Raw genomic sequence first — 20,475 nt, 5'->3', positions numbered from 1 at the left:
CTGGCCCACACATGTCATGCTGGGGCACAGATGATTGCAACTACTGGCAACTCGATTTTCCAGCCCTCAGCCTCAGGCCTAAAGCCGGGGTTTATTGGCGATAGCTGTCATGACAACTCTTGCAGGACTGCTGGACCGCACGCAGCTCATCGGCTGCCTGGTCCAGGGATTTGATGCCGATAGAGGTAACGGCATGCAGGTCGGCGACCTTGGTCTTGAAGTCATCAATGGCCAGGGCAAAGCCTTCAGGGTCGGACCAGACGGTGTCCTTGGTGCGATTCGGCTCCGGGTCATCGCCCGGCGTGGGGAAGTGCTGCCAGGGCTGGTCAGCAAGCTCGGCCAGGGTATCGGCCTTGCTCATGAACTCGCCCATGCTGGGCGTAACGCGACCGGTCAGCATGCCGGCCATTGGCTCGGTCTGGCGCAGCATCTGCTTGAACAGTGCTTGGCGTTTGCCTTCGTGCGAATTGGGATCAGGCTCGTTGCTACAGCCGGTCATAGCCGCACCAAGCAACAGGGCAACAACGAGTTTTCGGTATGGAACAGAGGTCATGTTTCATCCAGACGACATACAGGAGGGGCGACAGTATCGCCTCTGAACCGATTCCGGCCAAGGCGTCTCCGCTGAGGAGAGCACGGGCCGGGTAACTTCAGCCTCGGACGAGGGGCGCTGCAGCAGGGGCATCAGCCACTGCCAGGCTCGTCCGCGGCATGCGACATTTAACCGCGCCCATTCGCAACCACGAATGGAGAAATCAGATGAGTGCCGTGATCAACAACGCCTTCACCGACTACAAGGTCGCTGACATCAGCCTGGCCGACTGGGGCCGCCGCGAAGTCATCATCGCCGAGTCGGAAATGCCCGCACTGATGGGCCTGCGTCGCAAGTACGCCGGCGAGCAGCCGCTCAAGGGCGCCAAGATTCTGGGCTGCATCCACATGACCATCCAGACCGCCGTGCTGATCGAAACCCTGACTGCGCTGGGTGCCGAAGTACGCTGGTCTTCCTGCAACATCTTCTCTACCCAGGATCAGGCTGCCGCCGCCATCGCCGCTGCCGGTATCCCGGTATTTGCCTGGAAAGGCGAGACCGAAGAGGAGTACGAGTGGTGCATCGAGCAGACCATCCTCAAGGACGGCCAGCCGTGGGACGCCAACATGGTGCTGGACGACGGCGGTGACCTGACCGAAATCCTGCACAAGAAGTACCCGGCCATGCTGGACAAGATCCACGGCATCACCGAAGAAACCACCACCGGTGTGCACCGTCTGCTGGACATGCTCAAAGCTGGCACCCTGAAAGTCCCGGCGATCAACGTCAACGACTCGGTCACCAAGAGCAAGAACGACAACAAGTACGGCTGCCGTCACAGCCTGAACGATGCCATCAAGCGCGGTACCGACCACCTGCTGTCCGGCAAGCAGGCGCTGGTTGTCGGTTACGGCGACGTGGGCAAGGGCTCTGCGCAGTCGCTGCGTCAGGAAGGCATGATCGTCAAGGTTTCCGAGATCGACCCGATCTGCGCCATGCAGGCCTGCATGGACGGCTTTGAGCTGGTTTCTCCGTACCTGAACGGCATCAATGACGGCACCGACGCCTGCATCGACACCGCCCTGCTCGGCAAGATCGACCTGATTGTCACCACCACCGGCAACGCCAATGTCTGCGACGCCGGCATGCTCAAAGCACTGAAAAAGCGCGCCGTGGTCTGCAACATCGGTCACTTCGACAACGAGATCGACACCGCCTTCATGCGCGCCAACTGGGGCTGGGAAGAGGTCAAGCCGCAGGTGCACAAGATCCACCGCACCGGCAAGAGCATCGACGCCAGCAACGACGACTACCTGATCCTGCTGGCCGAAGGCCGCCTGGTGAACCTGGGCAACGCGACCGGCCACCCCTCGCGCATCATGGACGGCTCCTTCGCCAACCAGGTACTGGCCCAGATCCACCTGTTCGAGCGCAAGTTTGCCGACCAGTCTGCTGCCGACAAGGCCGCCGCACTGACCGTGGAAGTGCTGCCGAAGAAGCTGGACGAAGAAGTCGCACTGGAAATGGTCAAGGGCTTCGGTGGCGTTGTCACCCAGCTGACCAAAACCCAGGCCGACTACATCGGCGTCACCGTCGAAGGCCCGTTCAAGCCTGAGAGCTATCGGTACTAACCCGACAATCCGCCCGACGCTGAAGGCTGGAAGGCCGAGTCCGCACTCATCGTCCACCGCTGCCCGGCAAGCTCGCGCCGGTGCAGTCGGTTGGCCACCAGCGGGAGCCAAACCTTCCAGCTTTAAGCCTTAAGCCTCTTTTGAGTGACCATCTGCGATGACCAACAGAAACATTCCCATCAACTTCGAGTTCTTCCCGCCGAAGACCGAAGCAGGCCAGGCCAAGCTGGTTGCGGTAGCCAATGTGCTGGCCGATGAGCAGCCCGAGTTCTTTTCCGTCACCTACGGTGCCGGTGGCTCGACCCGTGACGGCACCCGCCGCACCGTGCTGCAGCTGAACAACGAGGTTGGCGTGCCGGCAGCGCCGCACCTGTCCTGCGTGGGTGACTCGCGCGAGGATTTGCGCACCCTGCTGAACGACTACCGCGCCCAAGGCATCCAGCGCATTGTTGCCCTGCGTGGCGATCTGCCCTCCGGTATGGGCCACGCCAGTGGCGAGCTGCGCTACGCCAATGAGCTGGTGGAGTTCATTCGCGCCGAGACCGGCGATCACTTCAAGCTGGAAGTCGCCGCCTACCCGGAATCCCATCCGCAGGCGCCGAACTTTGAGACCGACCTGAAGAACTTCATCCGCAAAGCCCAGGCCGGTGCCGACAGCGCCATCACCCAGTACTTCTTCAACGCCGACTGCTACTTCCACTTTGTCGATCGCGTGCGCCAGGCTGGTGTTGATATCCCGATCATCCCGGGCATCATGCCGATCACCAACTACAGCAAGCTGGCGCGCTTCTCCGACGCCTGCGGCGCCGAGATTCCGCGCTGGATCCGCAAGCAGCTGGAGGCCTACGGTGATGACAGCGACAGCATCAAAGCCTTCGGCACCGAGGTGATCAGCCAGCTGTGCGAGCGCCTGATCGAGGGCGGCGCACCGGGTCTGCACTTCTATACCCTGAACCAGGCCGAGCCCACCGTCGCGGTCCTGCGCAACCTGCGCGGCTAAGCCCAGACAGCCCGACCTTGGGTGACGCCGGCGACTGCGACACCCAGGGCGAGCGGAACGCGGCACTTGTCGGCCTGGACCAGGCGCTTGTGAAGCACCCTGAAGACGCTCTAGACTGATTCCATGAAGACGACTGCCCCGCTGCTGCTCGCCCTCGCGCTGTTTACCGGCGGACTGCGAGCAGAGCCTATCACTGTTGTCACCGAGCCCTGGCCGCCCTATGTCTTTGCCCAGGAAGGCCAACTGCGCGGCGCCGACTATGAGGTCAGTCAGCAACTTCTGCTAGAGCTTGGCTACCAGCCCGAGTGGCGCCTGATGCCCTGGAAGCGCGCCCAGTACGAAGTACTTGCCGGCCACGCCGACGCCATCCTCGACATTGGCATCAACCCTGAACGTCAGGCCCAGTACTACTACCCCGACGAGCCGCTATCGACCAGCGAATCAGTGCTGTTCTATCGCATCAACCAACCCTATCCATTCACCAAGCTGGAAGACCTGCGCGGGCGGCGTATTGGCGTGTCAGCGGGTTACACCTACGGCAATCAGGCCTTCGTTGAGGCGGACTACCTGACCCGCGAGCCCTGCCCGTCAATTGAAAACTGTCTGCTGATGCTGCAACGGGGCCGTATCGACATGGCGCTGATCAACCGCAGCGTGGGGCGCTACACGCTAAAGCTGATGGGGATGAACGGCATCACCCATCACGCCGAGCCCCTAAGCGGCGGGCCGGTTTACCTGGCCTTCGCTCGCCGCCCAGAGCTGGCCGACCTGGCCAACCGCTTTGCTGACGCCCTGCGTGCCTTCAAGCAGACAGCCAACTACCAGCAGATCCTGCAGACCTACGGTCTTTAAAACTGGCCGACCGCCGCCCCGCTTGCAGACTCCCCGTACAGCTCTGTTATACTCCGGGTTCCCGTCAATCCCACGTTCGGATGCCGTCTACCTCTTTCGGCAGGCCCGAACGGAATCGCCCCTAGTCCACAGCGTGGCGATTTGTGCCTGACGATATTCTCTTGATTACATCAACGGGCCTCGGCCCAACAGGATTGCTCATGTCCTTTGCCTCTCTGGGGCTGTCCGACGCGCTGGTACGCGCGGTGGCGGCCACTGGTTACACCACACCCACGCCGGTGCAGCAACAAGCAGTGCCGGCAGTTCTCGAAGGCCGCGACCTGATGGTTGCCGCCCAGACCGGCACCGGCAAGACCGCCGGCTTTGCCCTCCCCGTCATCGAACGCCTATTCCCCAACGGCGAGTCCGACGGCCAGCGCGCCAAGCCCAAACAAGTGCGCGTGCTGGTATTGACCCCGACCCGCGAACTGGCCGCCCAGGTGCACGACAGCATCCGCGCCTACGCCACCGAACTGCCGCTGAAATCCGCCTGCATCTTCGGCGGCGTCGGCGCCAACCCGCAGATGAAAGCCATCGCACCCGGCCTGGATATTTTGGTCGCCTGCCCTGGCCGCCTGCTGGATCTGGTCGGCCAGAAGGCCGTCGACCTGTCACAGGTCGAGATTCTGGTGCTCGACGAAGCCGACCGCATGCTCGACATGGGCTTTGTCCATGACGTCAAGAAGGTCATCGCCAAGCTGCCGACCAAGCGCCAGAACCTGCTGTTCTCGGCCACCTTCTCCAAGGATATTGTCGAGCTGGCCAACAAGCTGCTCGACAACCCGGCGCGCATCGAAGTCACCCCGCCAAACACCACGGTCGAGCGCATCAACCAGAAGGTTTACCGCGTGGCCGCCGGTCACAAGCGCGCACTGGTTGCGCACCTGGTAACCCAGGGTGCCTGGGAGCAGGTGCTGATCTTTACCCGCACCAAACACGGTGCCAACCGTCTGGCCGAGTATCTGGTCAAGAACGGCCTGCCGGCCGCCGCGATCCACGGCAACAAGAGTCAGAGCGCGCGCACCAAGGCTCTGGCTGAATTCAAGGCCAACAGCCTGCGTATTCTGGTTGCTACCGACATCGCCGCCCGCGGCCTAGACATTGACCAGTTGCCCCACGTCATCAACTTCGAGCTGCCCAACGTCTCGGAAGACTACGTACACCGTATTGGTCGCACCGGCCGTGCCGGTCGCAGCGGCGAAGCCGTGTCGCTGGTCAGCCCAGACGAAGAGAAGCTGCTGCGCGCCATCGAGCGCATGACCAAGCAGCGTATCGACGAAGGCAGCCTGGACGGCTTTGAGCCGCCGGCCCAGGCAGAGCTGAACAACGACCGTCCGGAGCGTCCGCGCGAGCAGAACGGTCGCGGCGGCCAGCAACGCAACAACCGCGGCCAGGGCCAACAGGGCAAACGCGCCGGCAACGGCCAGTCCGCCCAGAAAAACGGCAACGGCGGCAATGGCAATGGCAATGGCAATGGCCAGCAGCGTGGCCAACGCCGTAACGAGCGCCAACGTGGCGAGCAGCGCCCGCACCAGCAGCGCCAGCGTGCCGCCGGTCAACCCCGCGTCATGCCTGGCATCCACGAGCCGGAAGACGCCGTCGCTCTGGAGCGCCGCCGGCAGGCGCTGGGCAACCGCATTGAGGCCCCGGAAGAGCGCAAGCCCGCTGCCCGCAAGCAAAACAACGGCAACGGCAACGGCAACGGCAACGGCAACGGCAACGGCAACGGCAATCGTAAGCCGAACGGTGGCGGTAACCGCAAGCAACGGGAAAAGCCAGCGCTGCTCGGCGCACGCTAAGCCGCGCTTGACCAGAAACGGGGCCTCGGCCCCGTTTTTTTATGACTCTGCGCAACGCGAGGCAACACATCACGACCGCTCAAATGGCGAGGTGAGCCCCCTGTTTATCCCCATGTACGCGGACGAGTAGCGCAGCGAACCCGAAGGGCCGGACGTCGGATGCCTCGAGATCGCCAAGGGGGCTGGGCAGACAGCGTCCCCTGGCTCGCCGTGACAGACGAAAGACAGGCTTGGCAACGGCTCGCGACAGGACGCATTCAGGCGCTATTCGCCCTGCAGACAGCCCGTTATACATGCAAGCTGGCGAGTAGACAGAAGTAGCGCTCTCCTGACTGTGCGACACACCTTTTTTGCGATACGTCGCATCCCCGGCACCTGCGCACAGCACAACCTCGGCAACAGCGCTATAGTCACAGTCATGCACTCGCTACCAAGGACTGTCGTATGCACCTCTCCCGTCTTGCCCTGTTTTGCTCACTCAGCCTGAGCGCCCTTACCAGCCACGCCAACAGCCTGGACACCCTGCCCGAGCCGGGCCTATGGATCAGCGAAAGCACCACCCTGATCAACGGCATCGACATGCAGGCCCGCATGCGCGAGATGCGCGAAAACATGCTCAAGTCGCTGCCACCGGAACAACGCGCGATGGCCGAAGAGATGCTCGGTAGCGAAGGCCAGGTGGGCGAGCGCCAATGCATCACCGCCGACACCGCGCAGACTATGGCCGACCCTGAGGCCCTGCTGGCGGATGCCCGCGAGAACATGCCCAACTGCGATCTCAAGGTGGAGCAGGTCAGCGGCGACGCCCTGCAGTTCTCCGGGCAGTGCAATGACCCGGACGGCTTCACCGGCGACCTCAGCGGCAGCGTCCAGATTGTATCCAGTCGCGAGATGCGCTCCACCTTCAACGGCAATGGCAGCTACGCCCTACCGGCCGGCCTGATGGGCAACAGCGCAGAGGCCAGCGACGGCGCGGTGAAGCTGGAGCATTCCCAGGTCAGCCGCTGGACCGCGCAAGACTGCGGCAACACCCCGGCGCTCTGAACACACGCCTGGCGGGTTGATACGCATCACAGCGCACTTGCGACAGGCTCGCCAGGCACGGACTTCCGGCGTAAGCTGACGAACCGCACTGCCGCCACAGGGACGTTCATGCAGCCAACCGCCGTTTCCTTCGCCAATAGCCTGGCCGGGCGTTTGCTCGCCGCCGCCCTAGCCTTCATGCTGTGGGGCGGCTGGGCGTTGCTGGCCAACTGGTCGAGCGACCCGCAGCATGCCCTGATCGCCGGCCTGCTGCAGGGCACTGCCAGCGCACTGATGACCCTGGTCATGGCCTTCGCCGCCAAAGCGCTGTTCTATCGGCTGCCCGACGGTGCCGCGCGCCTGCTATTGCCAGCCGTGCTGATCGTTAGTGTCAGCTTCACCCTGCTGTATCTGGTCCACAGCTGGCACCAGACCCATGCGCTCTGGCAAACCATCGTCCCGCCGACCTCCCTGGCATTCATCTACTGTCTGTTCCTGTGCCTGCGCCTGCAGCGCGAACAGCCCTGTAACGAGGCCCCATGACCGACAACCGCCGCCCCCTGAAGATCCGCGATCAGCGCATCATGACCCGCTTTGCCGCCTGGCTCAGCCAGCGCAGCGTGACACCCAATCAGATATCCGTGCTCAGCGTGCTGTTTGCCCTGGCCGGCGCCGCTGCGCTGGTCTGCTCGGGCCAGCAGTTGGGCAACGAGCGCTCGCTCTGGCTGATCATTGCAGCGCTGTGCATCCAACTACGCCTGCTGTGCAACCTGTTCGACGGCATGGTGGCGATGGAGGGCGGCAAGCAGACGCCGGCCGGCGAGCTGTTCAACGACGTCCCCGACCGCATCGCCGACCCGCTGCTGATCGTTGCCTGCGGCTTTGCTGTACCCGGTTTTGAATCAGCCCAGTGGCTGGCCTGGCTGGGGGCACTGCTCGCGGTTATGACCGCCTATGTACGCGTGCTCGGCGTCTCGCTTGGTCTGCCGGCGGACTTTCGCGGGCCGCTGGCCAAACAGCAGCGTATGGCGGTACTGACCGGCGCTTGCGTGCTGTCGGCGTTCGACCCGCTGTGGCACCAGCCAGGCCTGATTCTGTGGATCAGCCTGATCATCATCGCCGTCGGCAGTGGTCTGACGGTTGTGCGCCGCCTGGTTGGCGCCTATCTGCGACTGCAACGCCGGGGGATTGAATAATGGATATCGGCCTGCCCTTCATGCTCGACCTCACACCCAATACCCTGTGCGCCATGCTGGTGGTAGTGGCCATGCTGGTGATCGCCAGTGTGACCCAGCTGCTGCTGCGCTCGCGCCTCAGCGACGATGGCTACCTGGAGCTGAAACAGCGCATCAACTCCTGGTGGGTGATGGTCGGCGTGGTGTTCACCGCACTGATGATCGGCCCCACCGCGTCGCTGATCTTCTTCACCATCCTCAGCTTTATTGCGCTGCGCGAGTTCTTCTCGATCCTGCCGGTACGGGTTACCGACCGCCGCCTGATACTCGCCCTGTATCTGGCCGTGCCGCTGCAATACTACTGGGTCGGCATGGGCTGGTACGGCATGTTCATCGTATTTATTCCGGTCTACCTGTTCCTGCTGATCCCCTTTGGTCTGCTGATGCTGGGCGAGACCAAGGGCTTCATCCGCGCAGTCGGCTCCTACCAGTGGGCCACCATGACCACGGTGTTTGCCATCAGCCACGTTGCCTACCTGCTGATGCTGCCGGCCGAAGAAAACCCGGCCGGCGGCGGGGTTGGTCTGGTGATCTATCTGGTGTTCCTGACCCAGTTCAATGACGTTGCCCAGTACATTTGGGGCAAGAAGTTCGGCAACCGCAAGATTGTCCCGGCCATCAGCCCCAACAAGACCTGGGCGGGCTTTCTCGGCGGCGTGGCCACCACCACCCTGTTTGGCGCGCTGCTTGCACCCTGGCTGACGCCGCTGCCCTGGTGGCTTGGCCTTGGCGCGGGCCTATTGATTGGTCTGGCCGGCTTTATTGGCGACCTGACCGTGTCGGCGGTCAAACGCGACCTGCGCATCAAGGACACCAGCCAGCTGATTCCCGGCCACGGCGGCATCCTCGACCGTATCGACAGCCTGATGTACACCGCGCCGCTGTTCTTCCACTTCCTCGTTTACACCACCTATTGAGGTCGCCATGCCCCTGATCAAGCGCCTGCCCAAACAGCTGTTCTTTCTGCTGATCGTCAAGCCGGTGGTGTACCTGCTGCTTGGCCTGAATATTTATAACAAGCAACGCCTGCCCAGCCACGGCCCGGCGATTCTGGCGGCCAACCACAACAGCCACCTGGACACGCTGGTGCTGATGGCGCTGTATCCGCTGGGCGAGCTGCACCGGGTACGCCCGGTGGCTGCGGCGGACTACTTCCTGCGCAACCGCTTCACTACCTGGCTATCACTCAACCTGATCGGCATTATCCCGCTAGATCGGCAGGGCCAGGTGGACAAGGAGCAGGTGTTTGAACAGTGCCAGCAGGCCCTGGCCGACGGCCAGATTCTGCTGCTGTTTCCGGAAGGCAGCCGCGGCGAGGCAGAAGAGCTGCAGCCACTGCGCAAGGGCATCTATCATCTGGCCCGCAGCCATGCAGGCACGCAGGTAGTGCCTATCGCCATGCACGGGCTGGGGCGCGCGCTGCCCAAGGGTGGCTCGATGATTGTGCCGTTCAATGCCGACGTAGCCATCGGCGAGGCGCTGAGCGCCGAGCAGGAATGCGCGCCCTTTATGGAGCAGCTACAGGCCTCACTGGAAAGCCTGCTGGCGGCCTGCATCACCCGCCGCGACGCGCGCTGGGAGGATTAACGAGCTGGCCGCCAGCGCGGGCATCAGTGCCCGTGCGACTCCTCGTGCCCACCACAACACTCACCCCAGCCGCGCTGACGTGAGGTGTGGCCGATACCGGGGTTGAAGCTGTTGGTCGGGTCCAGCTCCTTATAGAAGCCGGCCAGCGCCGGCTTGGCCACATACAGATGGCCAACGTTATGCTCGGCCGGGTATTCGGCGCGGCGCTCATCCAGCAGCGCCCACATGCGGTGCTCCATCGCCAGCGGATCAACGCCCTTGCGCACGATGTAGTCCTGATGGAAAACGTGGCAGAAAAAATGCCCGTAATACAGCTTGTGCACCATGTCCTTTTCCAGCTCGGCCGGTAGCGTCTCCACCCAGTCCCGATCATTACGGCGCAGCGCAATATCCAGCGCCACAATGTCTTCCACTTCGCGGCGGTGCACCTCACGGTAGCGAATCGCGGCACCGGCTACGGCAAAGCGGTGCAGAAAGGCGCGCCGGCCCTCGTCTTCGTCACACTCGAAATAGTCACCGGTATCGCGCCCGGCAAAGAAGCTGCTCAGGTGCTCACGGGTCTGCGCTCCGGTATCGTTGGACACGCGCAACAGCAGGTGATGCTCAAAGCGATTACGGTACTCGCGCATGCGCTCCGGCAGGTGACTGGGCAGCAGGTTCATCACCGTCTGAATCACGCGATCACTGACGCCGCGCAGGCCCAGGCGTTCGAAGATGCCGTCAACGCGGCTCTTGATGGCAAAAGCTGCCGGCACCCGGGCGGTGCCAAAACGGTCGATGATCAGGTAGGTGTCCTTGCCGTAGCGCTCTCCGATATCAAAGGCTGTACGGTGAATGTACTCACCGGCAATCGGCAGGCTCGGCAGATTGGTCAGCAGGTGGCGACGCAGGTCGGTCAGATCCTGCGGATCGTTGCTGCCGATGTAAAACACGGTGCTGGCTTCCTTCACAAAGGTATCCAGTCGCACGGCAAACAGACACAGCTTGCCAGCCGATCCGGAGGCCTCGAACAGGCGCGAAGGATCAGCATTGAAACGCGCCGGGGTATCGGCATCGACATCGCGTACGTGCTCGGCGTAGCCGGCATCCGAAGCCCTGGCGACCTCGTTGAGCACGGCATCAGGCCGATAGTCGCCACGCTGCAAACGCGTCAGGATCTCTTCCGGGCTGTCACCCAGCTCGATACCCAGGTGGTTGACCAGCGTGAGCGTGCCGTCGGCCTGCACCTGCGCGTAGAGCGCCAGCTCGGTGTAAGCCGGGCCGCGCCGCACCAGGGCGCCGCCGGAGTTGTTACATACACCACCCAGCACCGAGGCACCGATGCAGGAGGAGCCGATCACCGAGTGCGGCTCGCGCCCCAGCGGCGCCAGTTCGCGCTCCAGCCGGTCCAACGTGGCACCCGGCAGACACACTACCTGCTCGCCCTGATTGATCAGTTGCACGCCATCCAGACGGCGCGTACTGATCAGCACGATATCGCGGTCGTAGTTATCGCCATCCGGGGTAGAGCCACCGGTCAGACCGGTGTTGGCGGCCTGCATGATCACGATGCAATCGGCGGCAACAGCAGCGCGCAGCACCTGCCACTGCTCCAGCAGGGTGCCCGGCTGAATCACGGCCAACACCTGGCCCTCGCCGGTACGGTGACCCTTGCGAAAACGCCGGGTCTGCTGCTCACCGGTCAGCACATAGCGGCGGCCAACCAGACTGCGCAGCTGCTCCAGCAAGGCGTCACGCTGGTGGGTTTGCGCAGCACTCATGGCGCCGCCACCAGCAGATCGGCGTTGATCTCGCTGATCGACTTGGCGCCGGTCAGCACCATAGCAACGCGCATTTCCTTCTCGATCAGCTCCAGCAGATTGGTCACACCGGCCTGGCCATCGGCCGCCAGCGCGTAAATGAACGCTCGACCGAGCATGGTGCAGTCCGCGCCGAGGGCCAGCATGCGCACCACATCGAGACCGGTGCGGATACCGGAGTCGACCAGAATCTTCAGCTCGCCCTTTACTGCGTCGGCAATCGGCGGCAGCGCGCGCGCACTGGACAGCACGCCGTCCAACTGGCGGCCACCGTGGTTGGAAACGATGATGCCGTCGGCGCCAAAGCGCACCGCGTCGCGGGCGTCCTCGGGGTCGAGAATGCCCTTGATCACCATGGGGCCGTCCCAGAACTCGCGAATCCACTCCAGATCCTTCCAGGAGATAGAGGCGTCAAAGTTGGCGCCCAGCCAGCCCATGTAGTCTTCCAGGCCGGTCGGGTTGCCGCGGTAGGCGGAGATATTGCCCAGATCGTGCGGCTTGCCCAGCAGGCCCACGTCGAAGGCCCAGCGCGGATGCGTGACGGCCTGCAGATAACGCCGCATGGCGGCATTTGGGCCGCTCATACCGGAGTGCGCATCGCGATAACGCGCGCCCGGCACCGGCATGTCGACGGTGAACACCAGCGTGGTCACACCAGCGGCCTTGGCGCGCTCCAGTGCGTTCTTCATAAAGCCGCGATCTTTCAGCACGTACAACTGAAACCACATCGGACGATTGATCACCGGGGCCACTTCCTCGATCGGGCACACGGACACGGTCGACAGGGTAAAGGGAATGCCCTTGTCGGCAGCGGCGCGCGCCGCCTGCACTTCACCACGACGGGCGTACATGCCGGTCAGACCGACCGGCGACAGCGCCACCGGCATGCTCAGGGTTTCGTCGAACAGGCGGGTTTCCAGGCTCAGCTCCGCCATGTCTTTCAGCACCCGCTGACGCAGGGCGATATCGGCCAGATCCGCGACATTGCGCTTGAGCGTGTGCTCGGCGTAGGCGCCACCATCAATGTAGTGGAACAGAAAGGGCGGCAAGCGGCGCTGGGCGGCCGCACGGTAATCGGTCGAGGCAGAAATGATCATCACGGAGTTCCCATCGAATCGTCAACGGACGACGCCCCGGCACCAGGCCGGGGCGACAGCAGTAGGGTATCAGCCCGCCATCAGCGGGTCGCGGACACCCATAACATAGGCAGCAAAGAGCGCAATCAAGCCGGTCATCAGCACGTAGTAGAGGGTCGGCCAGATAGTACGGCGCAGAGTCGTGCCCTCGCGGCCAAGCAGGCCAACGGTAGCCGAGGCCGCCACCACGTTGTGAATGGCAATCATGTTACCGGCCGCAGCGCCAATCGCCTGCGCCGCCACGATAAGCGCCGTGGACAGGCCGAGGTTGCTGGCCACGCCAAACTGGAACTGACTGAACATCATATTGGACACGGTGTTGGAGCCGGCCAGGAAGGCACCCAACGCACCGATAGTCGGCGCCAGCAGCGGATAGATACCGCCCACGCTGTCGGCAACATAACGCGCCATGACAATCGGCATGCTCGGCAGTTCGGCGGCGTTGACGCCGGAGTTGATCAGAATACGCACCATCGGCACGGTGAACAGCAGTACAAAGCCGGCGCTCAGCAGCACGCCAAAAGACTCGCCCGCCGCCTTGCCCAGCTCGCTGGCTTTCATGCGATGCAGGAAGAAGGTCGCAATCACCACCATGACCAGAATACCGCCCGGCAGGTACAGCGGCTGTACGCCAGCGCTGACGCCAGCCTCACCCAGGATATCGGTAAAGTTGATGGCAACCGCCTTGAACGCGGCAGTGACCTCAGGGAAGACCCGACTGATCACCAGCAGCACACCCACCAGCAGGTACGGCAGCCAGGCGCGGAAGCTGCTCATGGGGCGCGCGGTCAGCTCTTCCAGCTTCATCTCAACGGTGCCCATCCAGGCAGCGGGCCAGCTGTCGCGCGGTGCAAAGTCCCACTGACGCTTGGGCACCAGAAAGCCTGCGCGGGCGGCGGCGGTGACAACCGCCAGGCCAACCAGGCCACCCATCAGCGACGGAAATTCCGGCCCCAGAAAGACACCGCCCAGCACATAGGGAATGGTCATGGAGACACCGGCAAACAGGGCAAACGGCAGCACTTCGAACACCGCGCGCCAGCTCTTGTCCTGACCGAAAAAGCGCACCAGCATGATGACCATCACCAGCGGCATGGCAGTGCCCACCAACGCATGCACAATCGCCACCTGACTGGTGATCAGCTGAAGATAGGCTTCCCAACTGGAACCGGCGGCCGCCAGTTGCTCACCAATCACAGCATGGTCCAGGCCGGTGTTCACACCCACGATGATCGGCGTACCCACTGCCCCAAACGACACCGGCGTGCTTTGCACCAGCATGCCCATCAGTACCGCAGCCATCGCCGGGAAGCCGATGGCAACTAGCAGCGGCGCGGCAATGGCTGCCGGGGTGCCAAAACCAGAGGCCCCTTCGATAAAGCAGCCGAACAGCCAGGCAATGATGATCGCTTGAACACGGCGGTCAGGGCTGATGGTGGTAAAACCGGCGCGGATAGCCGTAATGCCGCCGGAGTGCTTGAGGGTGTTGAGCAGCAGGATCGCACCGAAGATGATCCACAGAACGCCGACAGTGACTACCAGCCCCTGCAGGGTCGAGGCCAGTACCCGGTTGAAACTCATATCCCAGACGAACAGCGCGATACCGGCGCTGAGCAGGTATACCAGCGGCATGGCACGACGTGCCGGCCAACGCAAACCAATCAACAAGATGCCCGCCAGCAGAATCGGGGCAAAGGCCATCAAGGCAAGAAAACCGGAAGACATGAAGCGCTCCTGTACTTGTTATTGGCGATCGAGCACCAATTGGTAATACCAATTTACAAAAATGGATGCCCAGATTAAAAAAGCACCAGATGCATGTCAAACCTGTGACAGTAGACTTTGGTATAGATGGCAACACCTAGGTTGATCGGTACCTGTCCGACCGCTACCCTTTCGACAGAATTGGTAAGACCAAAGGAACGCCGCGTGGAAATAGGCCAGATCAAACAACGCAGGCTGTCCGATAATATCGTCGAACAGCTTGAAACCATGATTCTTGAGGGCACACTGCAGCCAGGCCAGCGCCTGCCCGCCGAGCGGGCGCTGGCCGAGCAGTTCGGCGTGTCGCGCCCGTCACTGCGCGAAGCGGTACAAAAACTGGTTGCCAAGGGCCTGTTGATCAGCCGCCAGGGTGGCGGCAACTATGTCAGCGATACGCTGGGCTCGAGCTTCAGCGATCCGCTGCTAAGCCTGCTGGAAGGGCGCCCCGAGGCCCAACGCGACCTGCTGGAGTTTCGCCACACGCTGGAAGCCGACTGCGCCTACTACGCCGCCCAGCGCGCCACCGACCTGGACCGTGAACACCTGCAGGCGGCCTTTGATGCCCTGCAGGCGTGCTACGCCCGTGAGGGTAAGGCATCGCGGGCAGAGGAAGGGGCAGCTGATGCGCGCTTTCATCTGGCGATCGCCGAGGCCAGCCACAACCTGGTGCTGCTGCACACCATTCGAGGCCTGTTCGACCTGCTAAAACGCAACGTGGTAACCAATATCGGCGGTATGTACGCCCTGCGCAGCGAAACCCGACGCATGCTAATTGCGCAGCACCAGGCACTGTTCGACGCCATCATGCAGGGCCGCGCCGACGATGCCCGTCGCATCGCCAGCGAGCACATCAGCTACGTGCAGGACGTACTCGAAGAAAGGGAAGAAGAAAGTCGCCGATTGGCCCGCGCCCAGCGGCGCGAGCGCCCGGTCAGTCGCTGAGCCAGTCGGCCAGCACCTCGGCGTTGTGCTCACCCAGCAGTGGCGGCGGGCGGCGGTAATCGACCGGCGTGCGTGACAGCCGGATCGGGTTGGCGACCAGATCCACTTCACCAGCCAGCGGGTGCGCCATGCGAATGCGGGTGCCACGCGCCTGCACCTGCGGGTCGGCAAACACCTGTGCCAGATCGTTGATGGGCCCACAGGGCACACCGGCCTGCTCGAGTGCGGCAATCCATTCGGCGGTGGTGCGAAACACCGTGACCTGACGAATCAGCGGGATCAACTCGGCACGATTGGCCACCCGCGCCGAGTTACTGGCAAAACGCGGATCAGTCGACCACTCCGGGCGCCCCGCCACCTCACAGAACTTACGAAACTGGCCGTCGTTACCCACCGTCAGAATGAAGTCACCATCGGCGGTGGGGAAGTCCTGGTACGGCACGATATTCGGGTGCGCGTTACCCAACCGCTTGGGTGGCACCCCGGTGGTCAGGTAGTTCAGCGCCTGATTGCCGAGACAAGCGACCTGCACATCCAGCAGCGCCAGATCAATGTACTGGCCCTCACCACTACGCTCACGCTCGGCCAATGCGGCGAGAATCGCGTTACTGGCATACAGCCCGGTGAGAATGTCGGTCAGCGCCACGCCGACCTTGACCGGCCCGGCACCTTCCTCATCGTCTGCCTTGCCGGTGATGCTCATCAGGCCGCCCATGGCCTGAATCATAAAGTCATAACCCGCCCGCTTGGCATAGGGCCCCTGCTGACCGAAGCCGGTCACCGAGCAGTAGATCAAACGCGGGTTAAGCGCCTGCAGGCTGGCGTAATCCAGCCCATAGGCCGCCAGCCCGCCAACCTTGAAGTTCTCGATCAGCACATCTGCACGCTGCACCAGTTCACGGACCTGCTGCTGCCCTTCGGGCTGGGTAAAGTCGATGGTGATCGAGCGCTTATTACGGTTGGCCGACAGAAAATACGCCGCCTCAGAGGTGTCGCGACCGTCGCCATCACGCAAGTAAGGCGGCCCCCAGGCGCGGGTGTCATCACCCGCCCCCGGCCGTTCAACCTTGACCACATCCGCCCCCAGATCCGCCAACATCTGCCCGGCCCAGGGGCCAGCCAGCACGCGGGAGAGATCGAGGACGCGCAGGTTAGATAATGCAGACATAAGGAGAGCTCCGGAAGGCCAGGCAAGCAGGCTGGCCTGGGGGCTTAAGGCTGGACGCTAGAGGCTGGAAGACATAGGCAGGCGTGGTGGTTGAATCGCGGCGTGTGGTTGGACAATGCCCAACCACGGTAACCGCTCCAAGCGCGCACTGCGCTCGACCTTCCAGCTTCTGGCCTTCAGCTTCCAGCCGCCGCTAGGCACCAGGCGTTAGAAAAACGCCTGAAGGCCCGTCTGCGCGCGGCCGAGGATCAGCGCGTGCACGTCGTGGGTACCTTCGTAGGTGTTGACCACTTCCAGGTTGACCACGTGGCGGATCACGCCGTACTCGTCGGAGATACCGTTGCCGCCCAGCATGTCGCGGGCAACGCGGGCGATGTCCAGCGACTTGCCGCAGGAGTTGCGCTTCATGATGGAGGTGATTTCAACGGCAGCAGTGCCTTCATCCTTCATGCGGCCCAGACGCAGGCAGCCTTGCAGCGCCAGAGTGATTTCAGTCTGCATGTCGGCCAGTTTCTTCTGCACCAGCTGAGTCTGCGCCAGCGGGCGACCAAACTGCAGACGGTCCAGGGTGTACTGACGGGCGGTGTGCCAGCAAAACTCGGCCGCACCCAGCGCGCCCCAGGAGATACCGTAGCGGGCAGAGTTCAGGCAAGTGAACGGGCCTTTCAGGCCGGTTACGTGCGGCAGCATGTTCTCTTCCGGCACGAACACGTCGTCCATCACGATTTCACCGGTGATGGAGGTACGCAGACCCACCTTGCCCTTGATGGCCGGCGCGCTCAGACCTTTCCAGCCTTTTTCCAGAATGAAGCCGCGAATCACGTCATCATCGGTCTTTGCCCAGACCACAAAGACGTCAGCGATAGGGCTGTTGGTGATCCACATCTTGGCACCCTTGAGCAGGTAGCCGCCTTCGGTGCTGCGTGCACGAGTAACCATGGAGCCCGGATCGGAGCCGTGGTTCGGCTCGGTCAGACCAAAGCAGCCGATAAACTCGCCAGAGGCCAGCTTGGGCAGGTACTTCTGCTTCTGCTCCTCAGAACCGAATTCGTTGATCGGCACCATAACCAGAGAAGACTGCACACTCATCATCGAACGATAGCCGGAGTCAACGCGCTCCACTTCACGGGCGATCAGGCCGTAGCAGACATAGTTCAGGCCGCTGCCGCCGTACTCGGTGGGGATGGTTGCGCCCAGCAGGCCCAGCTCGCCCATTTCACGGAAGATCTCCGCATCGGTCTGCTCATTACGGAACGAGTTCAGCACCCGCGGCATGAGTTTGTCCTGGCAGTACTGGCGTGCGCTGTCACGCACCATGCGCTCTTCTTCAGTCAGTTGCTGATCCAGCAGCAGCGGATCTTCCCAGTTGAAACTTGCCTTGGATGCGGCCATGAGCTCTCCGGTATTCGATTTGTTGGGGGGCAGGTTCCGACGGGGAACCATAAGTTGCCAGCGACTCTACGCACAGAAAACACCGCAAACAAGCGTCTTTTATGCAGACACCTGTGCTAAATTGGAACTCCGAACAAGCCGCAGGCTTGGTCGGAGGCTGTAGGCTCAAAGCTGGAGGCTGGAAGCCAAAGCCCAGCGTGAGTGGCTAACTTCCAGAGCATAGCCCACGCACAGCAATGACGACCGCTGAGAGGCTGGACTTCCAGCCTACAGCCTTCCGCCTCAAGCCATCCAAAGGATGCCCTCCATGCGCCGCAAGATCCCCCCGACCCAAGCCCTGGTCTGCTTCGAGTCCTCCGCTCGCCATGAGAGCTTCACCAAGGCCGCTGAGGAGCTGTCGCTGACGCAAAGCGCGGTCTGTCGACAGATCGCCAACCTGGAAGCCTTTCTCGATATTCAGCTGTTCCGCCGCACGCGCCGTGGGGTGAAGCTGACCGACGCCGGGCAAATCTACAGCCGCCGCATCGCCAGTCGGCTGGACGCGGTGGAACGCGACACCCTGTCGGTGATGGGCAACCAGGGTACTGCGACGCTGGAGGTGGCGCTGGTGCCGACCTTTGGCACGCAATGGCTACTGCCACGGCTCAGCCACTTTCTGCGCCAGCATCCACAGATCACGGTCAACCTGACCAACCGCACGCGGCCATTCCTGTTTGCCGATACCGAGTTTGATGCGGCGATCTACTTCGGCGACGGCGACTGGTCCGGCACCCAGACCCACTATCTGATGCCCGAGTCGCCGATTCCGGTCTGCAGTCCGGCGTTGATTGCGCCAGCCAGCGACCTGTCGCCAGAAGACATCGCCCGCTTGCCCCTGCTGCAGCAAACCACCCGCCCCTACGCCTGGCGCCAGTGGTTTGCCGCCGCCGACATGCGCGTTGAACACGACCTTAACGGCACCCGACTGGAGCTGTTCTCGATGTTGGCGCAGGCGGCGATGCACGGCATGGGCGTCGCGCTGATCCCGCCGTTTCTGATTCGTCAGGAGCTGGCCGACGGCCGACTGATCAGCCCCTGTCCGCGCAGCTTTGAAACCGACAACGGCTACTATTTGGTGATCCCGGAGCGCAAGGCAGAATCGGCTGCGCTACTGGCATTCCGCGACTGGATTCTGCAGCAGGCGCAGACCTATAGAGCCGCAAGCGGCAAGCTGTAAGCCGCAAGTTCCAAGCTTCAAGCTGGTTCGGCTGGACGCCCCCCAGGTGTTTCTACAGACGTCCAGTCGCTATCTCAGCCAAAAGAAAACCGCGCGATGTGCAACCGCGCGGGTTTTACTTGCAGCTTGAAGCTTGCCGCTTGCAGCTAAAAAAGGGGCCCGAAGGCCCCTGAGCACACATGAGGCTTGTTGCGATTACTGACGCACGCCTTCGACCGTGATGATCAGCTCGACGGTTTCCGAGGCCGGGCCCAGGTTGTAATCGATGCCGAAGTCGGCCAGTTTCAGCGTGGTGGTGGCGTCGAAACCAGCGCGGTAGCCGCCCCAAGGGTCTTCGCCTTCACCGATAAAGTTGGCATCCAACACCACCGGCTTGGTCACACCGTTCAGGGTCAGATTGCCGGTCACCTTGGCGCTGCTGTCACCGGTCACTTCAATGCCGGTGGAGGCGAAGGTAGCGGTTCCATTCTCCTCAACATTGAGGAAGTCGTCACTACGGATGTGCTTGTCGCGCTCAGCGTGATTGGTGTCCACACTGTCGGTGTTGACGGTTACGTTGATGCTGCTGGCCTCGGGCTTGTCGGCGTCCCAGCTGAAGGTGCCGTCAAAGTCGTTAAAACGTCCGTAGATCCAGCTGTAACCCAGGTGGCTGATCTTGAAGTTGACCGAAGCGTGCTGGCCACGCTTGTCGATCTGATAGTCAGCCGCCTGAGCCAGACCGGCCGCCATCATCAGACTGCCCAGAGTCGTCGCTGCAATCAGTTTTTTCATTTGCCTTTCTCCGTTGCGTTGAGCAGCCGCATGCCGAGCATGCGCCGCAGGGTGTTGTCCTTATCGAGCACGTGATGTTTGAGGGCGCCGAGCGCGTGTATACCGGCCACTCCCAGCAAGCCAAGGGCCAGCCAATAGTGTAGAGCACCGGCTCGCTGCGCCTGACCCGGCAGATTGCTGACCAGCGCCGGCACCTCAAACCAGCCAAACAGGCTGACACCGCGGCCCTTGGCAGTGGAAATCAGATACCCGCTGACAACGATCAGCAGCATGGCGGCATACATGAGCCACTGGGCAGCGGTCGCGAGTTGGCGCTCCCAGCGCTGGTGAGTGGTCAGATGCTCAGGGAATGGGGTAGCCGCCCGCCAAATCAGACGCAGTAACAGCAACGCGGCGAACACCAGCCCGAGGCTCTTATGCCAGAAGGGTGCACTGGTGTAGTAAGGGCTGTAATAGGTAAGGCTGGTCATCCACAGGCCAAGTGCGGTCAGGCCGATTACCAGCAGCGCCATCAGCCAATGCAGGCTACCCGTTATCCAGCCAAATCTGTCGTTACTGTTGCGCCACTGCATCGCCACCTCGCGTTCAA

19 protein-coding genes and 1 riboswitch are annotated in these 20,475 nt (G+C 62.5%); of the genes, 11 read left to right on the top strand and 8 right to left on the bottom strand.

The window, feature by feature from the left end; translation table 11 throughout:
• Positions 1-91: 91 nt before the first annotated feature.
• Positions 92-553: a c-type cytochrome gene (locus HV822_RS11315; protein ID WP_238870087.1), complete on the bottom strand. Its 462-nt coding sequence runs from the start codon at positions 551-553 to the stop codon at positions 92-94.
• Between the two features lie 103 nt (positions 554-656).
• A riboswitch (S-adenosyl-L-homocysteine riboswitch) is annotated at positions 657-739 on the top strand.
• Positions 740-759: 20 nt separating this feature from the next.
• Here HV822_RS11315 and ahcY point away from each other — a divergent pair.
• The 9 genes from ahcY to HV822_RS11270 all read left to right on the top strand — a co-directional run bounded on the left by ahcY (position 760) and on the right by HV822_RS11270 (position 9,698).
• On the top strand, positions 760-2,163 hold the full coding sequence (gene ahcY, locus HV822_RS11310) for an adenosylhomocysteinase (protein WP_238870086.1): 1,404 nt from the start codon (positions 760-762) through the stop codon (positions 2,161-2,163).
• A 157-nt stretch (positions 2,164-2,320) separates the two neighbouring features.
• A complete protein-coding gene (metF, locus tag HV822_RS11305; protein WP_083725740.1) occupies positions 2,321-3,163 on the top strand; it encodes a methylenetetrahydrofolate reductase [NAD(P)H] in 843 nt (280 codons plus the stop codon).
• Positions 3,164-3,286: 123 nt separating this feature from the next.
• Entirely contained in the window at positions 3,287-4,015 is a 729-nt protein-coding gene (locus tag HV822_RS11300) for a substrate-binding periplasmic protein (protein ID WP_238870085.1), read from the top strand.
• 200 nt (positions 4,016-4,215) lie between these two features.
• The gene (locus HV822_RS11295) at positions 4,216-5,853 is read left to right on the top strand and encodes a DEAD/DEAH box helicase (RefSeq protein WP_238870084.1); all 1,638 of its coding nucleotides are present in this window, start codon (positions 4,216-4,218) and stop codon (positions 5,851-5,853) included.
• Between the two features lie 444 nt (positions 5,854-6,297).
• Positions 6,298-6,897, top strand: coding sequence for a DUF3617 domain-containing protein (locus HV822_RS11290; RefSeq protein WP_238870083.1), 600 nt, complete (start codon positions 6,298-6,300; stop codon positions 6,895-6,897).
• A gap of 108 nt (positions 6,898-7,005) precedes the next feature.
• A complete protein-coding gene (locus HV822_RS11285; protein WP_238870082.1) occupies positions 7,006-7,419 on the top strand; it encodes a hypothetical protein in 414 nt (137 codons plus the stop codon).
• The gene (locus HV822_RS11280) at positions 7,416-8,072 is read left to right on the top strand and encodes a CDP-alcohol phosphatidyltransferase family protein (protein ID WP_238870081.1); all 657 of its coding nucleotides are present in this window, start codon (positions 7,416-7,418) and stop codon (positions 8,070-8,072) included. The genes HV822_RS11285 and HV822_RS11280 overlap by 4 nt, the downstream gene beginning before the upstream one ends.
• Positions 8,072-9,028: a phosphatidate cytidylyltransferase gene (locus HV822_RS11275; protein WP_238870080.1), complete on the top strand. Its 957-nt coding sequence runs from the start codon at positions 8,072-8,074 to the stop codon at positions 9,026-9,028. Before HV822_RS11280 ends, HV822_RS11275 begins: the two co-directional genes overlap by 1 nt.
• Positions 9,029-9,035: 7 nt before the next feature.
• Positions 9,036-9,698 (top strand): lysophospholipid acyltransferase family protein, encoded by a 663-nt coding sequence (locus HV822_RS11270; protein WP_238870079.1) that lies wholly within the window; start codon positions 9,036-9,038, stop codon positions 9,696-9,698.
• A 23-nt stretch (positions 9,699-9,721) separates the two neighbouring features.
• On the opposite strand, the gene dld is transcribed toward HV822_RS11270, so the two are convergent.
• The 3 genes from dld to HV822_RS11255 form a co-directional block, all read right to left on the bottom strand.
• Positions 9,722-11,458, bottom strand: a complete 1,737-nt coding sequence (gene dld / locus HV822_RS11265) for a D-lactate dehydrogenase (RefSeq protein WP_238870078.1) — start codon at positions 11,456-11,458, stop codon at positions 9,722-9,724.
• Entirely contained in the window at positions 11,455-12,594 is a 1,140-nt protein-coding gene (gene lldD, locus HV822_RS11260) for an FMN-dependent L-lactate dehydrogenase LldD (protein ID WP_238870077.1), read from the bottom strand. Before lldD ends, dld begins: the two co-directional genes overlap by 4 nt.
• Before the next feature lie 69 nt (positions 12,595-12,663).
• Positions 12,664-14,358: an L-lactate permease gene (locus tag HV822_RS11255; RefSeq protein WP_238870076.1), complete on the bottom strand. Its 1,695-nt coding sequence runs from the start codon at positions 14,356-14,358 to the stop codon at positions 12,664-12,666.
• Positions 14,359-14,562: 204 nt separating this feature from the next.
• Here HV822_RS11255 and HV822_RS11250 point away from each other — a divergent pair, with 204 nt between their 5' ends.
• Positions 14,563-15,339 (top strand): GntR family transcriptional regulator, encoded by a 777-nt coding sequence (locus tag HV822_RS11250; protein WP_238870075.1) that lies wholly within the window; start codon positions 14,563-14,565, stop codon positions 15,337-15,339.
• Here HV822_RS11250 and HV822_RS11245 read toward each other — a convergent pair.
• Entirely contained in the window at positions 15,329-16,507 is a 1,179-nt protein-coding gene (locus HV822_RS11245) for a CaiB/BaiF CoA transferase family protein (protein WP_238870074.1), read from the bottom strand. The two genes, HV822_RS11250 and HV822_RS11245, sit on opposite strands and share 11 nt — an antisense overlap.
• 207 nt (positions 16,508-16,714) lie before the next feature.
• Positions 16,715-17,899: an acyl-CoA dehydrogenase gene (locus tag HV822_RS11240; RefSeq protein ID WP_083725755.1), complete on the bottom strand. Its 1,185-nt coding sequence runs from the start codon at positions 17,897-17,899 to the stop codon at positions 16,715-16,717.
• A gap of 307 nt (positions 17,900-18,206) precedes the next feature.
• On the opposite strand from HV822_RS11240, the gene HV822_RS11235 reads away from it, so the two are divergent.
• Positions 18,207-19,115 carry a LysR family transcriptional regulator gene (locus HV822_RS11235; protein WP_238870073.1) on the top strand — a complete coding sequence of 303 codons (909 nt, stop codon included), beginning with the start codon at positions 18,207-18,209 and terminating at the stop codon, positions 19,113-19,115.
• A gap of 195 nt (positions 19,116-19,310) precedes the next feature.
• Here HV822_RS11235 and HV822_RS11230 read toward each other — a convergent pair whose 3' ends face one another.
• Together HV822_RS11230 and HV822_RS11225 are read right to left on the bottom strand one after the other, a co-directional pair.
• A complete protein-coding gene (locus HV822_RS11230) occupies positions 19,311-19,886 on the bottom strand; it encodes a YceI family protein (protein WP_238870072.1) in 576 nt (191 codons plus the stop codon).
• Entirely contained in the window at positions 19,883-20,458 is a 576-nt protein-coding gene (locus HV822_RS11225; protein ID WP_238870071.1) for a cytochrome b, read from the bottom strand. Before HV822_RS11225 ends, HV822_RS11230 begins: the two co-directional genes overlap by 4 nt.
• Between the last annotated feature and the right edge of the window lie 17 nt (positions 20,459-20,475).

Source organism: Halopseudomonas maritima (genome assembly GCF_021545785.1).
Taxonomy (GTDB): Bacteria; Pseudomonadota; Gammaproteobacteria; order Pseudomonadales; family Pseudomonadaceae; genus Halopseudomonas; species Halopseudomonas maritima.
This window is presented reverse-complemented; position numbering and strand designations above follow the sequence as displayed.

Bases quoted from the DNA above. Each gene is read 5' to 3' on its own strand.
- HV822_RS11225 (WP_238870071.1), bottom strand. From the start codon at position 20,458: ATGCAGTGGCGCAACAGTAACGACAGATTTGGCTGGATAACGGGTAGC.
- metF (WP_083725740.1), top strand. From the start codon at position 2,321: ATGACCAACAGAAACATTCCCATCAACTTCGAGTTCTTCCCGCCGAAG.
- HV822_RS11280 (WP_238870081.1), top strand. From the start codon at position 7,416: ATGACCGACAACCGCCGCCCCCTGAAGATCCGCGATCAGCGCATCATG.
- HV822_RS11300 (WP_238870085.1), top strand. From the start codon at position 3,287: ATGAAGACGACTGCCCCGCTGCTGCTCGCCCTCGCGCTGTTTACCGGC.
- HV822_RS11245 (WP_238870074.1), bottom strand. From the start codon at position 16,507: ATGTCTGCATTATCTAACCTGCGCGTCCTCGATCTCTCCCGCGTGCTG.
- HV822_RS11230 (WP_238870072.1), bottom strand. From the start codon at position 19,886: ATGAAAAAACTGATTGCAGCGACGACTCTGGGCAGTCTGATGATGGCG.
- HV822_RS11290 (WP_238870083.1), top strand. From the start codon at position 6,298: ATGCACCTCTCCCGTCTTGCCCTGTTTTGCTCACTCAGCCTGAGCGCC.
- lldD (WP_238870077.1), bottom strand. From the start codon at position 12,594: ATGATCATTTCTGCCTCGACCGATTACCGTGCGGCCGCCCAGCGCCGC.
- HV822_RS11295 (WP_238870084.1), top strand. From the start codon at position 4,216: ATGTCCTTTGCCTCTCTGGGGCTGTCCGACGCGCTGGTACGCGCGGTG.
- HV822_RS11270 (WP_238870079.1), top strand. From the start codon at position 9,036: ATGCCCCTGATCAAGCGCCTGCCCAAACAGCTGTTCTTTCTGCTGATC.
- HV822_RS11285 (WP_238870082.1), top strand. From the start codon at position 7,006: ATGCAGCCAACCGCCGTTTCCTTCGCCAATAGCCTGGCCGGGCGTTTG.
- dld (WP_238870078.1), bottom strand. From the start codon at position 11,458: ATGAGTGCTGCGCAAACCCACCAGCGTGACGCCTTGCTGGAGCAGCTG.
- HV822_RS11235 (WP_238870073.1), top strand. From the start codon at position 18,207: ATGCGCCGCAAGATCCCCCCGACCCAAGCCCTGGTCTGCTTCGAGTCC.
- HV822_RS11315 (WP_238870087.1), bottom strand. From the start codon at position 553: ATGACCTCTGTTCCATACCGAAAACTCGTTGTTGCCCTGTTGCTTGGT.
- HV822_RS11240 (WP_083725755.1), bottom strand. From the start codon at position 17,899: ATGGCCGCATCCAAGGCAAGTTTCAACTGGGAAGATCCGCTGCTGCTG.
- ahcY (WP_238870086.1), top strand. From the start codon at position 760: ATGAGTGCCGTGATCAACAACGCCTTCACCGACTACAAGGTCGCTGAC.
- HV822_RS11275 (WP_238870080.1), top strand. From the start codon at position 8,072: ATGGATATCGGCCTGCCCTTCATGCTCGACCTCACACCCAATACCCTG.
- HV822_RS11255 (WP_238870076.1), bottom strand. From the start codon at position 14,358: ATGTCTTCCGGTTTTCTTGCCTTGATGGCCTTTGCCCCGATTCTGCTG.